This is a genomic window from Paenibacillus sp. Aloe-11 (assembly GCF_000245715.1).
Taxonomy (GTDB): Bacteria; Bacillota; Bacilli; order Paenibacillales; family Paenibacillaceae; genus Paenibacillus; species Paenibacillus kribbensis.
In genome coordinates, this window is record NZ_JH601064.1 from 43,952 (window position 1) to 58,224 (window position 14,273).

Below are 14,273 nucleotides of genomic sequence, written 5' to 3' on the forward strand. Positions count from 1 at the left end.
CTCCCGCCATATGGCTTCTCGAACCGTACAGATTGAGCACTGTTATTGGCTAGTGTCCATCTATACAGCATATCATAATGTGTTGTTTCCGAGTAGTCAGTCCTTCTTAATATCTACAGGTTTAGCACCTGCCTGAATTTTGGACTTCAACTGTTGAAGCTGCTCATCCACTTTGAATTGTTTTTCAGCCTCTGCCGGATTGACATATGCTTCTCCCGGAGCTTGACGGTAAGGAGCACGCAGTACGTCAGCCTCTGCCTCCATTTGCATGATTTTTTCTTCCATGCGGTGGAAGCCGAGCGAAGCAGATCCGCTTTCAATCGTATGCAAGCTGTTGATTTGCGACATTTGCTTTTTGGCTTTCGCCATTTGGGCACGGGATACCAGCTCATTACGCTTATTGCGCATTTTGTAGAATTCATCCTTCATGTCGTGGAGCTGCTGTACCAATTCTTTGGCTTGAAGCTCAGCTTGTGTGTGCAACTCACGATATTCATCCTGCTTTTGCACAAAATAAATCTTCTCGCCCAGCAGCTTGCGTGCTACTTCTTCCTGACCATTCCGCAATGCGGATTCGGCTTGCTTTTCACGCTCATTGGATACACGCACGGCTTCCTCCAGGCGCTGTTTCATGCGACGTTCATTTGCCATTTGCTTGGCAACCGTTACCTCAGCCTCGTGAATTTCGGCCTCCATATCGCGCAAATACTGATTTAGCATAATAACCGGATCTTCCACTTTATCCAGCACTTCATTCACCGATGCTCTTGTCATATCCTTCATTCTTTTAAAGATTCCCATTATTTACGTTCTCCCTTCTCAAATTGCTCTACTTTTTTACGTAACTCTTCCAATTCCTTTTTCATTGCTTTTTTCTCGATATCTTCCATCATGGAATCCAGATCACTATTGTGGCCTGTATTAAATTTGGATGAATGGCGGGCATCTGGACCAAACGGGTTCGAATTGCCGTATGCTCCGCCCTGATTGTAACCAGTTCCCTGTCCATACTGCGATCTTGTACTATTACCGCCATAATAGCGTGGGTCCTGTTGGGTGTAGGGACCGCTATCTGGACCAAATCCTCCATCAAAAGGAGATCTTGGCTCCTTGGAGATCACCAGCGCAGCAATCACATAAATCATAAATGTGGTACCTGCAGTAATAAAGAAACTGATCACAACCAGAATACGTATCCAAGTTGAGTCCATTCCTGTTGCGTCAGAAAGACCGCCACATACCCCAGTTAATACTTTATCCCGGCTCGATCGGTAAATTCGGGTCATAATCAACTTACTCCTTCCCGCTGTTGTTCAGCTTGCTTTTCAGTCTCGCCCACTCTTGTTCGAGCAGCGATCCACCGCTGTGAGCATCCCTTGCATGCTCCTCACCCCGACGTAAATCACGCAGACTCTGCGTTTCTGCTTCCATATCGGCTACCCGGTCTTCCAAGCGGTTGAACATTCGGGGAACATTTCGTCCGCCGTATGTACCTGCCCGTTCGTTCATCTGTTGCTGGAGTCTCAATGTTTGTACACGTGCGGCATAATACTGACGCTTGCTGTGTACCGTTTGGTATTCTGTCTTTAATGTATCCAGCTGTTGCTCCAATTCACGTAGTGATTCACGGCTCTGCTCCCACAGCTCTCTATACTGCTCTTCTTTTTCTGCATACAGCATTTTTTCCTGAAGGGCCAGCTTTGCAACGTGTTCTTCATCTGCTTTCAAAGCCAGTAGCGCCTGTTCCTCCCGTTTGGCCTGCATGGACAATGCATGATCCAGCTGCTGCTTCATCTGTCTTGTATGCACTGCATACTGCTGATGGAGTTTTTCCGCTTCGGCGATTTCCTGGCGGGTATTATATAGAAACTGGTCAATCAGTTGCACCGGATCTTGACTTTGTTCCAAATGCTCATTGAAGGTTGCTACTGTAATATCACGCATTCTTCGAAAAACACTCATTAGCGCCTGCTCCTTTCACATTTCGTATTTTCATAATTTTAATACTGCTTGTTTTCTATAACCTTCTTCATTTCTCAAACTCTCAAACTTAGTAGCGTCTTCTGCGGTCGCTCAGCATGGATACACCAAATATGATTAACCCGATTGCCAGCAGCGGCCCAATGAGCCAGGATAGTTTGCCCAGTAAAATCAGTACCCCGAGCACAAGCACGATCCAGCCGAAGAGTGCATTTCCTCTTTTCACACCGTAGTAACCCAACATAATCATGGCTATCGGAATCAAGTAACCAATCAGATGTCCTACAAAGTAACCGAAAAACGGAGTAAACTTACCAAGCAGCAAAATCGAACCTAACACGATCAGTACAATAGCCAAGCCATTCCCTTTGTTAACTCTCATGATCTCTCACCGCCTTTCACTGTGTCTTGCTTATGTCCTTATTGTACGCTGATCAAGCGTTCGTCAAAACGGACTCCAGACGGTTTTTGAACCTAGACCTTAGTCGGGGACATATACAGACCTGCGGCTATCCACCTCTACGCTGTTCTGCTACATGGGTTGTTGAGCGCAGCTCTCCCGCTTGCTTAGAGCGGAGTGAAAGGACGAGACACAGCAATAATGCTATCGCGGCAACCATATAAGGCATATTGATATGAACATCAAACAGCACCCCCGCAATCAACGGCCCAATCACATTCCCCAAACTTGTATAGGAGGAGTTCATACCTGCCACAAACCCTTGCTCATCCCCCGCCTGTCGCGACAAAGAAGTGCTTACTGCCGGACGAAGAATATCCATAGCCAGAAAAATAATGAAGGTCGTCAACATAATCATCGCGTACTTTTCAGCAAACAGCGTTATTAAAATAAACAATCCCCCAACAGCCAAACAGCTGTGAATTACTTTTTTCTCGCCAAACCGATTAATGATCCAGCCAAATATAGTTGCTTGCACAACTGCGCCCAAAATGGAGCCAGTCGTTATAATGATCGCAATATCCATCGGTGTAAAACCATATTTATGATCAACAAACAGTCCAAATACCGTTTCAAAATTAGCCAGCCCAAACGCAACGACAAATACAATCAGCAAGCCCATAAAATAAGGAGAACGATAGGACTTGGCAAATTGCTGCAAAAGGTTTTCCCTTTGACGCGGAAGCTCTCTATTGTATTGCTGCTTTTCTTTGCTTAAGGATTCCGGCAGCACCAGCCAGGACAAGACAGCGGCTATCCCTGCGGCTCCTGCGGCTGCAAAAAAGGGAATACGTATTCCATATGTGGCGAGCAAACCGCCAATCCCTGGTCCAATAATGAAGCCTGTGTTGATCGCTGCATTAATCATCCCCATTCCCTTTCCCCTTTCCTCGAATGAGGTCACATCAGCGACATAAGCCATAATAGAAGGAGTTAGAAGCGCTGCTCCTACCCCGCCCATGATTCGTGCAACAAACAAGATTGGAACAGAACTGGCAAGTCCAAAAACAAGCTCAGATAACATAAAAACGATCATGCCGAAGACAATCAATTTTTTACGTCCATAACGATCAGACCACTTTCCCGATAAGGGTGATAATAAAAGCTGTGTCAGTGCAAAAGCTGCAACCATCAGCCCCATCGATGAGCCATTCATCCCTAACTCACTTATAAACTTAGGTAAAACAGGTACAACCAAGCCAATCCCCATGAATGCCAAAAAAATATTAAGCATCAACAAAAGCATAGCTCCCCGGTTCCGTGTCAGTATAGACATGTTTCCACCCTTCCTTTTCCATATCTCTTTTATTTATCATTTCTTAAACTTGTTTGCTGCATCTCTAGAACAATAAAACTTAAATTGTTTTATTAGTTTTCTTATAAAAAAAATGGCCCCTTCACATATGTAACATGTTGTTGAGGCCATTTTCTATTTTTCAACCAGCCCAAATAACAAAATATCTGCAATAGAATAAGTAGCATCTTCTACCGTCACGCTGTTCTCCAGAAAAAAGCGCTGATCGAGCGTTAAATTTATCGAATCAATAATAAGTCTCATGATAAGAGCCTCGTTTTTATTTACAATAATCCCTTCCCGGATGCCCTGCTGAATTAATGTTCTGATCTGGGGCCAATCATTCAAATCGGCATGCACACTTTTCCAATGCTCAGGATAATATTTTTTCATTTGTTCCAATATTCGTAAGTCATAAAACTCATAATATTGCGGCATGACCCTAATCGACTGCTTAATCTTCTCTAATGTAGACAATTGATCGTTTTCGATAATTTGCTTGGTTTTTCGAATCATATCATCATTCGTACGCTCTATAAGCGTTTCTAAAATGAGTGTTTTGGACGAAAAATGCTCATATAAGGTACGCTTACTAATAGCGAGTCTTTTCGCAAGATCATCCATGGTAAATTTCAAACCACTTTCATGCGCTTCCTCCACAAAAGCTTCTAAAATCCTTTCCTTCATCTTCATCCCTCATTTCTTTCTACTCAATAAAACTAAAAACGTTTTTTCAGTACCAACATTCTACTACACACATCAAGCCCTGGTCAAATTCACTCCTTGTTGAGGATTCAAGCCTCAGAGGTTCCCACTCAATTGGAGTCGTACCTGCTATCCAGTCGGTAGCGGAATGCAAGGCCAAGAAGAGGAATCTAAAAACCAAGAAAAGCCTTGGGAAACCAAAGCCTTTCGTGGTTTATCGGGCACGTTATGCTGTTCATTCAGAGTCTATTCTACTGCATTCCAGCGCATGATATATTGTCGCAAAGGGCGTAAAACCATATGCTCGATAACGATTATCAGGATAATGCTCACCGCAGTCCAGGCAAATACTTTTGCTGTATCCATATTGACTCTTGCCAAAGCGAGGGAGTAACCAATTCCCTTGTCGCTTCCCAGCAATTCGGCCATAATTGTAATTCGTACAGCCGAACCTACGGCCAGGGTGAATCCTGTGAAGATCGGAACAGCAAGGCCGGGAATAATAATATAAGCAAACATACGTAGAAAGGGGACCCGGTAAATCTGGGACATTTCCAGCAGCCCACGGTCGATGCTACGCATTCCGTCAGCGGTATTGAGATACATACCCGGAAAGATGAGCAAAGCTACCACAAACAGCGGTACAGCAGATCCTGTACCAAACCAGACCATGGCTAGAACTACTAGAATAATCGGAGGAATCCCCATCAACAGTGACAGCGCCGGGCGGATAGCTTCATATAATGTGGGGATTACGCCAGCCACTACTCCACAGATGATGCCAAAACCTGCGCCAAGCGACAAAGCAGCAAGCATTCGCGACCCGGATATGAGTAGCTGTGCACTAAACTCCCCGCTGAGCACAATATCAGCGATTGCTCGCAGCGTCTCTAGCGGTGAGGCAAATATAATCTCTGGCAGCGACAGAGAGAGAAGCTGCCAGAGCAGTATCAGTAAAGATATGCTTACGCACTGAATCCAAAAGCGGCGATTACGGCTTGTAATAGAAGTCTTCATCCGGCAACTTCCCTCCGATAATTTCCGGCGAAAGCACAGACAGCTCCTTATAGAAGAATTCCAGCTCGGCCTTGGCCTCCTGAGCAGACAAAAACTGCAAATTTAGAGACGGTATCAGACTGGTTATTAATTCAGGTGTCAGACCGTCCTGATATTTGACTATCTCCTCAGCGCCCTTCCGCGGATTGTCCTTCAAATAACTAACGGATTCCTTAAAAGCTTGCTGTAGTGCGGCTACAGTCTCTGGATGCTCTCTAACCAGCTTGCCTGAAATGAGAATACCAGCCTGTGGAATCCGCGCTGGCTGTCCTGTCGACTTAGCCCATTCTTCCTGAAGATTCATAACCTTGGAAGTACCCTTAACCTTTTTCGTAGCCATAGTTGCCAGATGCTCCGGAATAACAGCGTACTTTGCTTTACCCGAAGCAAGCAGTGCAACCAGTTCCTGCGAAGCACTAACATACTCCAGCTTCAAATCTTTTGCGGGATCGAGAGAATTCTTTTGTAATAAATAGCGGAATACAAGATCCGGCATATCGCCTTTCATAGGAACGTATACAGTCTGTCCACGCAGACTTTCCCAATCTACTGTTTCTCCTTCAGGTCCGACGACATAAAGGATGCCCCAAATCAGCACATTCAGCATCTTAACATCCATCCCCCGGTTGTACAAGTTAGCTCCAACATACGTGGGAACCGCAGATATGTCGGCTTGTTCGCTGGTTAACCTTGCCCGCAGCTCATCAGGAGATTTCCATGGTATGTATTTTACCTCGTTCGCGTATGGGTCCAGCATGTGCTGTTCCAAAATATGATACATAGGTGAAGATACAGATATCCCCAGGGGAGCCTGAATAGTTAGTTTATCTAACTTCACGGGCTCCTCCGCAGATGCTTGGGTAGATGCAGAAGATTGAGTTGACTGCGATTGCGACTTGGACGCTGACTCTTGTGCAACTTGAGTGCAACCGGAGGTTACCATGGTATACACAGCTATAAGAACAAATATGGCAAAACGTTTGATATTTAATGAATATCTCATATTTACCTCCTGTCAGACTTGACTAATATGGGTAAGAAGCCGTTGTTTAACCCCTTGAATGTAGCTTTCTGTCCGTTCTGGCCGTGGGACCTCCAGAGTTTCTCCTGGGAGAAAGGTGGCACAGGAGGGAGAAAAGCAGAGAATGTAGTCCGCCAGTCTGGCAATTTCCTCCGGATCATGTGATACATAGATGACTCCAATTTCCCGTTCTTCCATTAAGGTGGTAATATCTTTTTGCAGTTCCCGTTTAATGGCAACATCGAGCGCCGAGAAAGGTTCATCCATTAATATAATTTGTGGATCGGTTGCCAGAGCTCTGGCAATGGCTACGCGCTGCTTCATTCCTCCGGACAATTGTCGCGGATAGCTGTCCTGAACATGTGCGAGACCGACCTTCTGGAGCGCCTCTATCGCCTTCTCCACCATGGCTTCACCATTTGTCTTTTTCATTACATACTGAACATTATCCAAAACGGATTTCCAGGGAATAAGGCGAGGCTCCTGAAAAATATATGCGATGCTGTCCGAATACTTGCGAATGTGGCCAGCAGTAGGTTCCGACAACCCGGCCGCCAGGTTCAGCAGAGTTGTTTTACCGCAGCCTGAAGGCCCAAACAAGCCGATCACTTCACCTCTGTATAACTTGCAGGAAAAATCATTCAGAACGGTTTTTCCACCAAACTTCTTATTGATCGCATGAAATTCCAACAGTAGATTATCATTGATATCCTTTTGCTGCATAAGTTTACTTGGTAGCAACAAAAGTAATATGACCGTATAAGTCAGTATTGTCGTCGAATGTGCTGATCAATCTGAATAAATATTGCTTGCTGTTTTGATCCTGGCAGGCATTATTTAGAAGGTTAATGGTTCCCTCCCACCCTTCATCTACAATAAGTCCCTTTAGAGACAGCAGCGTCATGCTTCCCGTATTAACGTCAATTTTGCTGAATCCAGTCTCGTTAAACAGTGCACTCCAGGCTGACTCCATCATGGGCTGAGCGTTGACATAAAGTACCTTCCGGAGATCGTTCAGCCGCGAACGGTTTTCCTCCTTCTCCGGGTCAAGCCGCACCAGCAAATCATGGGTTGCCAGTCGTCCCCCGGGTTTCAGAACTCTCATAAATTCTTTGAGGGCTTGGCGCTTCTGCTCCAGAGGGAGCATCGACAACATGGCTTCATTAACAACAACATCAAATGATTCATCCGCAAACGGGAGGGAGAGAGCATTTCCAAACTCAATATGAATGGAGTTTTCCAAACCATGGGTTTTGATGTTTTCCCGGGCCTTCAGCACACTCGGTTCGTGAAGATCGATTCCGGTTACATTACAACCGTAGGTTTTGGCAATATGAATAGCTGTCGTCCCCATATTGGGAGCTACCTCAAGCAGCTTTGTATCAGGGGTGATTTGACACGCCTCCAGTATTCTTTCCGTTGCAGCCTTACCTCCTGGACGCAATCTGGTTTTACCCAGGGAGGCTAGAAATAGATGGGCGGACTTTTCATTGGCAGTTTTATTCATGTATGGGCACCTCTTTTATTTAATTGATAATAATTATCATTATCATATTCGCAGTATAAGGTCTCACTATTAACATGATTGTGATTGGAATCACTAGGTTCGTAAAAAAAAAGAGTATATTTCTATTAAATCAGTTAAACACCTTTATGTTGGACACCATATCTCTAACAATACAGTAATTGAGGAGCGAACAATATGACGAAATTCTATCAAGTATTAACCCCCTATTATGATGAAATATTTCCTGCAAATGACAAGCAAATCAGCTTTCTATCCTCCTGCTTCCCAGCCGCCTCCACTCTGCTTGACGTGGGCGCAGGAACGGGCAACACTGCGATTGCTTTGACAAAGGCTGGCTATATCCTTACTGCAGCTGAACCCGAACAAAGCATGACCGTTAAAATTAAGGAAAAAGCAAACCGTGACCAACTTCATATAAAAGTGATGCCAAACAGCATGCAGCAAATACCCCAGTTAAATGAAACGTTTGATGGTATTTATTGTATCGGCAACACTCTTGCCCATCTGGACAATTTCAATGAAATATGTACATTTCTTCAAGCTGCATATGACATGCTGAATGAACAGGGTAAGCTGGTCATTCAAACTGTAAATTTCGAGAATGTATTACGTCACCAAAAATATTCCTTCCCGCTGATACAAAAAGACACGTTTACATTTACTCGTAAGTATGAGCCTTTAGATCATAAAATCAGGTTTACTACAATTCTGGAAGATCACTCAGATACTCATACAAATACGATCCTTCTTTATCCTGTTACAAAAACTCAGCTTCAGAACGAGCTCCTGAATTGTGGATTTCATTCTATATCAGTATATGGTAATTACGGCAAGTCTCCCTATAGCATAGAATCACCAGCGCTCGTTATTATCGCATCCAAATAGGTGACGTAATACTCAACACAAAAATCAGAACAGCTGCTTGAAATCAAAAACAGGTTTGTAAAAATTGTTTAATACAATTTTTCAAACCTATTTTTGGTATGCCAGCGAGAGAACTCGAACCTCTACAGTTTCCCACTCGTTTGTGAATCATACATGCTAGTTAGTCTACTTAATTACTCTACTTAATTAATTTAGTTCTCACTATCCTATTTAAATAAATCCGGATACATTTCTTTCGCTAGAATCTCCATTCCGTCTATGGTGTTATAGCCATACCCAAACATATAATTGTAATCGACAGCATAAATCTGTTTGTTTTTGATCGCCTTCATACTCGACAGTTTGGAGTTGGCATAAAGCGCCTGCTTAATCGCATCAGGAGTAGCGCCACCGTTATTCGACCAATCTGGAATAATTAAGACATCCGGATCGGCGTTAATCAAGGTTTCTAAACTGACCTGTCCCGTCTCACCCTCAAAAATATTATTCAGCTTGACCATTTTCATCGAGTCATTAAAGAATGTCTCATCACCCGCGGCAAAAACATTGACTTCTTTCGGGTCACTCATATGCAAATAAGCAAATGTTTTATCCTCTTTGATGGTGGTTAGTTTAGAAGTGATAGCTTCTTGTCTCCCCTTTAATTCCTTAATAAAGCTGTCTGCCTGCTCCTTCACATTGAAAATTTTGCCTACATTCTCAATGTCTTTATAGATGGATTCATACTTCCCCCCAGTAACGGAGGATTCAAGGACATAGGTTTTGACTCCCATGCCGTTAAGCGTATCGACAGTTCCGACTCCCCAATCGGCATTATCAAACAAACCGCCCCGGCCAAATACCAGGTCAGGGCTGGTTCCCAAGGTCACTTCTTTGCCGACATAGCTATCGCTCAGTATATTCAATTTAGCGTATTGAGCCTCCACCGATTTGTCCGGTGCGCCGAAGTTTGCGCCCACTCCGACAATTTTGTCAGCCAGTCCCAAATGCAGCAACAATTCTGCGGCCGGTCTGGTGTTAGCCATAATTCGTTCAGGTGCTTTGTCGAAAACCTGGTCTTTCTTCTCCCACGTTGTACCGCCTTCCGCCTTCGCATAGTTCTGGATGGTAACAGGATACTGGCCCTCGGCTGTGCCTTGTGGCTTGTCTGATCCGCTTTTCTCCGCACTACCGCAAGCACTCAATATCAACATAAAGGTTAATGTAATCCCCAACAACACATTCTTTTTCACAATCTTCCCCCCATTATATTCCATAAGCAAACCCCAACCCTTTGGTCACAGGGTTAATATAAGTCTGACACTTTACTTGATACAGCAACTCGATAGTTTCCGGCGTCAGAACCTCTTCAGGCGTACCGTGCGTGTAAACCTCGCCATTTTTTATCGCATAAAGATAATCGCAATAATGGGCCGCCATTTCCAAATCATGAAGAGCTGCAAGTACACCTATGTTCAACTCTTTCACGCAGGATAAAATTTCAAGCTGATAGCGAATGTCCAAATGGTTCGTTGGTTCATCCAAAATCATAAACCCGGGCTGTTGTGCAATTGTCCTTGCTAAAATAACCCGCTGCTTTTCACCGCCGGACAGCGATAAAAAACTGCGATTCCTGTATTCGAGCAAATTCGTTCTAGTTAATGCTTCCTCTACAATGTCATAATCCGCTTGTTTATCGGATTCCAGCATTTTTTTATGTGGCGTCCGCCCCAGCATTACCATTTGCTGAACGGTTAGATCGAAATGCATTTCATTAAATTGGCTGACCACCCCCATTTGCTGGGATACTTTTTTTTCGGAGGTTTTGAGTACATCCATATCATCTAAAAAAACGGTGCCTTTCTGGGGCACTAAGCTTTTATAAATACTTTTTAACAGCGTTGATTTCCCACAGCCATTCGGCCCTATCAGGCCCACGAACTGTTGGTTTTTCACTCTTATGGAGACATTTTTAATGATTTCTTTTTTGCCAATCCTGATTTCCATTTGTTCCGCGGTTAATTCCATGCTGCTACCCTCCGAAATTGTACCCTTTTTTTACAATCATATAGATAAATAATGGGGAACCAATAACAGAAGTAATGATTCCGATGGGCAATTCGACATTATGAATGAGCGTTCTCGATAAAATATCGGACCATATTAGAAACAGTCCTCCTGACAGGAGTGTTCCCAACATCAACCGCCTATGATCGGCGCTGAATATGCCTCTGGATATATGCGGGACGATAAGGCCTACAAAACCTATCATTCCGGCGTAAGCAACCATGGTTCCTGTAATGAGGGCCGTAGCAATCATGTAAAACTTGCGATAAGCACTCAGATTAATGCCAAGCGTAATAGCAGGCTCATCACCTAGCAGCATCGTATTCAATACCCGATGTTGAAAAAGAAACAAGATACAGCCAAGCAAAACTACGACCGCCAAAATCGGCACTTTCTCCCAGCTTGACGAAGCCAGACTACCCATTGACCAGAACGTCACCGTCTTGATCCCATCGGCATTGTTGGCAAAATAGATGATCAAACTCGAAAATGCGCTGCACAAGGCGCCAATGACTACCCCTGATAAAACCAGCTTCACCGATGTCGCCTTTCCCCCTATACTGGACAACACAAGCACGGCAACCGAAGTGATCATGGCGCCAACGAACGCACCGAAGGCCACACCAAACTGGGACAATAAAGCGCCGCTTCCAAACCCGACCAGAATGGCAAAGGTTGCTCCCAGCGAAGCCCCCGACGAAATACCAAGTATGTATGGATCGGCGAGCGGATTTTGAACTACCGCCTGCATTATGGTTCCGCACAAGGAAAGTCCCATTCCGATGAGAAGGGCGAAAATGACGCGCGGCATTCTAACTTGCAAAATAATATTTAAATAAGATTCGCTGTCGACATGATCCAGTGAACCCCAATGGCCATTTGTCAATGTATGAACCATAATGTCCATGGCTTGTCCAAACGGAATATGGACTTGCCCGATCGATACGGAATAGACGGCAGATATTAGAATCAGGCATATTAAAAAAAGAATCATAGCATAGTATAAACTGCCCATCCCTCTTTTCGTGTCTTTGCTGTTCAAGAATTCACCCCCTTGGTAAAATATAGTATATATATGATAATGATTATCAGTATCATATATATACTACGTTATAATTTTCTTTAATTCAATCGGTTCTGTCCAAATTCAAATAGAAAGTGTTCCAAACAAAAGAACCCTGGTCGTGAAATCCCTTATGACCAAGGCTATATCATCTATAATAAAAAATGTTACAGATTTACAAAAAAATATTAAGAATGATTCGCAGTTTCCCTTTTCTTAGATTTTGAACCAACGAGTCCAACGATAGCAGCCGCAATGACCACAAACAAAATCGTTCCCGCCAGGATTGTATAAAAGGATTAATCAAAAGCGGTACGACCAGCAGTCTTAAGCACTTCTGCCGCCTGTGCAGGCAAACCTTTTACAGTCAAAAGCGCTTCATCCAGGCTATCTCTTACATGATCGGGAACTTGAAGACCCGCGGAAATTTTCATTGCCAGAGTATACACAAGAGCCAACATACTTCCAATAATGGCGATTCCCGACACTCCCCCAATTTCGTAGGCTACTTCTTCAATCGAAGCGGCAATCAACAAAGCGGCACTCTTGATATGAATCACATCCAATCGATGTAAAACCAAGCCGGTCAACGGTCCAGCCAAGAGAGAAGCAAAGGGATGCTGATGGTATATTCGAAGAAAGTTATTTCTACCCGAACTATATCGCCAACAAATTAAAAGCGCCAATTCAGGCTGAGAGATTAATGACAAAACCTAAGGGTCTGTATGCGGTTATAAACCATAGAGGACCTTATGGGACAATGTATAAAACCTATATCGTTTTAAAAAAATATATAAAAGATAATCGATTGGATATAGTTGAGAATGCTTACTCCGTGGACTTGCTCAGCTATTTCGCAGAAAGAAATCCAGATAACTATGTTATCCGGATTTCAGTGGGAGTTAAGATGTTAGGTAAGCAGCGCATATAGACGAACATTCCCGCATTTTAGACAACACATCGGCGGGGAGCCCGCTACCCGTCACCAGAGAGCGACTTTCATTATGCCTTTGAAGCATGGCGTCTTTGCTTATTATGCACATGCTCCACCTATGTATAATTACATACCATTTGAGAGGAGATTCATTAGAATACAGTTCCAAAGTATTTTAAGCAAATACAATGAATGAAATAATAAAAACATAAGCAAAAGCTCATTAGAAGTTATTTCTAATGAGCTTTTGCTTATGTTTTTAATACCGGCGAGAGGACTCGAACCTCCACGGTTTCCCACTCGATTTTGAGTCGAGCGCGTCTGCCATTCCGCCACGCCGGCATATTCAAATTATGGAGGCGCCACCCAGATTTGAACTGGGGAATAAAGCTTTTGCAGAGCTTTGCCTTACCACTTGGCTATGGCGCCAGAGTATATCAAAGCGGACGACGGGAATCGAACCCGCGACCCTCGCCTTGGCAAGGCGATGCTCTACCGCTGAGCCACGTCCGCATGAAAATGGCTGGGGATATAGGATTTGAACCTATGCATGACGGAGTCAAAGTCCGTTGCCTTACCGCTTGGCTAATCCCCAAAATTAAAGGGCGGCCGATGGGGCTTGAACCCACGAATGCCGGAGTCACAGTCCGGTGCGTTAACCACTTCGCCACGACCGCCGCAAGTAATGAATATTTGGCAGGGGCAGCAGGAATTGAACCCACACCAACGGTTTTGGAGACCGTTGTTCTACCTTTAAACTATGCCCCTATAAAACTGGTGGAGGATGATGGATTCGAACCACCGAACCCGTAAGGGAGCAGATTTACAGTCTGATGCGTTTGGCCACTTCGCTAATCCTCCATATTAAGGTGGCTCGGGACGGAATCGAACCGCCGACACGAGGATTTTCAGTCCTCTGCTCTACCGACTGAGCTACCGAGCCTTATAATAAGGCTCTTCTTTAAAACAATGTACTACTAATGGCGGAACTGACGGGATTCGAACCCGCGATCTCCTGCGTGACAGGCAGGCATGTTAGACCTCTACACCACAGTTCCATAATAAAGTTAATGGGTTGCGGGGGCAGGATTTGACCCTGCGACCTTCGGGTTATGAGCCCGACGAGCTACCGAACTGCTCCACCCCGCGATAGTAATAAATATTAATTTTTCAAATGGTGGAGGCTGAGGGGATCGAACCCCCGACCCTCTGCTTGTAAGGCAGATGCTCTCCCAGCTGAGCTAAGCCTCCACAATTGGAACACTTCTCATATAATACCATAATGAACTTTTTATTTCAAG

The 14,273-nt window shown here is 44.3% G+C and carries 15 protein-coding genes and 11 tRNA genes; 1 reads left to right on the forward strand and 25 read right to left on the reverse strand.

Annotated features, from left to right (window positions below; translation table 11 throughout):
* Window positions 1-96: 96 nt before the first annotated feature.
* The 10 genes from WG8_RS20095 to WG8_RS20140 form a co-directional block, all read right to left on the reverse strand.
* Window positions 97-801, reverse strand: a complete 705-nt coding sequence (locus WG8_RS20095) for a PspA/IM30 family protein (RefSeq protein WP_007432076.1) — start codon at window positions 799-801, stop codon at window positions 97-99.
* Complete coding sequence (locus tag WG8_RS20100; RefSeq protein ID WP_007432077.1) at window positions 801-1,286, reverse strand: PspC domain-containing protein; 486 nt, start codon at window positions 1,284-1,286, stop codon at window positions 801-803. Before WG8_RS20100 ends, WG8_RS20095 begins: the two co-directional genes overlap by 1 nt.
* A gap of 7 nt (window positions 1,287-1,293) precedes the next feature.
* The gene (locus WG8_RS20105; RefSeq protein ID WP_007432078.1) at window positions 1,294-1,962 is read right to left on the reverse strand and encodes a PspA/IM30 family protein; all 669 of its coding nucleotides are present in this window, start codon (window positions 1,960-1,962) and stop codon (window positions 1,294-1,296) included.
* A gap of 88 nt (window positions 1,963-2,050) precedes the next feature.
* Window positions 2,051-2,362, reverse strand: a complete 312-nt coding sequence (locus tag WG8_RS20110; RefSeq protein ID WP_007432079.1) for a LiaF transmembrane domain-containing protein — start codon at window positions 2,360-2,362, stop codon at window positions 2,051-2,053.
* A 127-nt stretch (window positions 2,363-2,489) separates the two neighbouring features.
* Window positions 2,490-3,716 (reverse strand): MFS transporter, encoded by a 1,227-nt coding sequence (locus WG8_RS20115; RefSeq protein ID WP_007432080.1) that lies wholly within the window; start codon window positions 3,714-3,716, stop codon window positions 2,490-2,492.
* 153 nt (window positions 3,717-3,869) lie between these two features.
* Window positions 3,870-4,421 carry a TetR/AcrR family transcriptional regulator gene (locus tag WG8_RS20120; protein WP_007432081.1) on the reverse strand — a complete coding sequence of 184 codons (552 nt, stop codon included), beginning with the start codon at window positions 4,419-4,421 and terminating at the stop codon, window positions 3,870-3,872.
* Between the two features lie 264 nt (window positions 4,422-4,685).
* Window positions 4,686-5,456 (reverse strand): ABC transporter permease, encoded by a 771-nt coding sequence (locus tag WG8_RS20125; RefSeq protein ID WP_007432082.1) that lies wholly within the window; start codon window positions 5,454-5,456, stop codon window positions 4,686-4,688.
* Window positions 5,431-6,498 carry an ABC transporter substrate-binding protein gene (locus WG8_RS20130; RefSeq protein WP_007432083.1) on the reverse strand — a complete coding sequence of 356 codons (1,068 nt, stop codon included), beginning with the start codon at window positions 6,496-6,498 and terminating at the stop codon, window positions 5,431-5,433. Before WG8_RS20130 ends, WG8_RS20125 begins: the two co-directional genes overlap by 26 nt.
* A gap of 12 nt (window positions 6,499-6,510) precedes the next feature.
* Window positions 6,511-7,239, reverse strand: a complete 729-nt coding sequence (locus WG8_RS20135; RefSeq protein ID WP_043891283.1) for an ABC transporter ATP-binding protein — start codon at window positions 7,237-7,239, stop codon at window positions 6,511-6,513.
* Window positions 7,240-7,243: 4 nt separating this feature from the next.
* Window positions 7,244-8,023: an SAM-dependent methyltransferase gene (locus WG8_RS20140; protein WP_007432085.1), complete on the reverse strand. Its 780-nt coding sequence runs from the start codon at window positions 8,021-8,023 to the stop codon at window positions 7,244-7,246.
* A 195-nt stretch (window positions 8,024-8,218) separates the two neighbouring features.
* Between WG8_RS20140 and WG8_RS20145 the strand changes: the two genes are divergently transcribed.
* Window positions 8,219-8,929, forward strand: coding sequence for a class I SAM-dependent methyltransferase (locus WG8_RS20145; protein ID WP_007432086.1), 711 nt, complete (start codon window positions 8,219-8,221; stop codon window positions 8,927-8,929).
* A 206-nt stretch (window positions 8,930-9,135) separates the two neighbouring features.
* Here WG8_RS20145 and WG8_RS20150 read toward each other — a convergent pair whose 3' ends face one another.
* From WG8_RS20150 to WG8_RS20220, 15 genes are all read right to left on the reverse strand, one after another.
* On the reverse strand, window positions 9,136-10,161 hold the full coding sequence (locus WG8_RS20150; protein WP_043891288.1) for an ABC transporter substrate-binding protein: 1,026 nt from the start codon (window positions 10,159-10,161) through the stop codon (window positions 9,136-9,138).
* Window positions 10,162-10,174: 13 nt separating this feature from the next.
* Window positions 10,175-10,936 (reverse strand): ABC transporter ATP-binding protein, encoded by a 762-nt coding sequence (locus WG8_RS20155; protein WP_007432088.1) that lies wholly within the window; start codon window positions 10,934-10,936, stop codon window positions 10,175-10,177.
* A 4-nt stretch (window positions 10,937-10,940) separates the two neighbouring features.
* Window positions 10,941-11,990 (reverse strand): FecCD family ABC transporter permease, encoded by a 1,050-nt coding sequence (locus WG8_RS20160; protein WP_442950080.1) that lies wholly within the window; start codon window positions 11,988-11,990, stop codon window positions 10,941-10,943.
* A gap of 347 nt (window positions 11,991-12,337) precedes the next feature.
* Window positions 12,338-12,619, reverse strand: a complete 282-nt coding sequence (locus WG8_RS20165) for a hypothetical protein (protein ID WP_157136347.1) — start codon at window positions 12,617-12,619, stop codon at window positions 12,338-12,340.
* A gap of 616 nt (window positions 12,620-13,235) precedes the next feature.
* Window positions 13,236-13,314, reverse strand: a tRNA-Leu gene (locus WG8_RS20170).
* 12 nt (window positions 13,315-13,326) lie between these two features.
* Window positions 13,327-13,401, reverse strand: a tRNA-Cys gene (locus WG8_RS20175).
* A gap of 12 nt (window positions 13,402-13,413) precedes the next feature.
* Window positions 13,414-13,485 (reverse strand) — tRNA-Gly (locus WG8_RS20180).
* A gap of 7 nt (window positions 13,486-13,492) precedes the next feature.
* Window positions 13,493-13,567, reverse strand: a tRNA-Gln gene (locus tag WG8_RS20185).
* Window positions 13,568-13,576: 9 nt separating this feature from the next.
* Window positions 13,577-13,649: transfer RNA gene (locus tag WG8_RS20190), tRNA-His, on the reverse strand.
* Between the two features lie 17 nt (window positions 13,650-13,666).
* A tRNA-Trp gene (locus WG8_RS20195) sits at window positions 13,667-13,740 on the reverse strand.
* 7 nt (window positions 13,741-13,747) lie between these two features.
* Window positions 13,748-13,833, reverse strand: a tRNA-Tyr gene (locus WG8_RS20200).
* 9 nt (window positions 13,834-13,842) lie between these two features.
* Window positions 13,843-13,915 (reverse strand) — tRNA-Phe (locus WG8_RS20205).
* Window positions 13,916-13,953: 38 nt separating this feature from the next.
* Window positions 13,954-14,030 (reverse strand) — tRNA-Asp (locus WG8_RS20210).
* 17 nt (window positions 14,031-14,047) lie between these two features.
* Window positions 14,048-14,121: transfer RNA gene (locus tag WG8_RS20215), tRNA-Met, on the reverse strand.
* A gap of 26 nt (window positions 14,122-14,147) precedes the next feature.
* Window positions 14,148-14,223: transfer RNA gene (locus WG8_RS20220), tRNA-Val, on the reverse strand.
* Window positions 14,224-14,273: the final 50 nt, after the last annotated feature.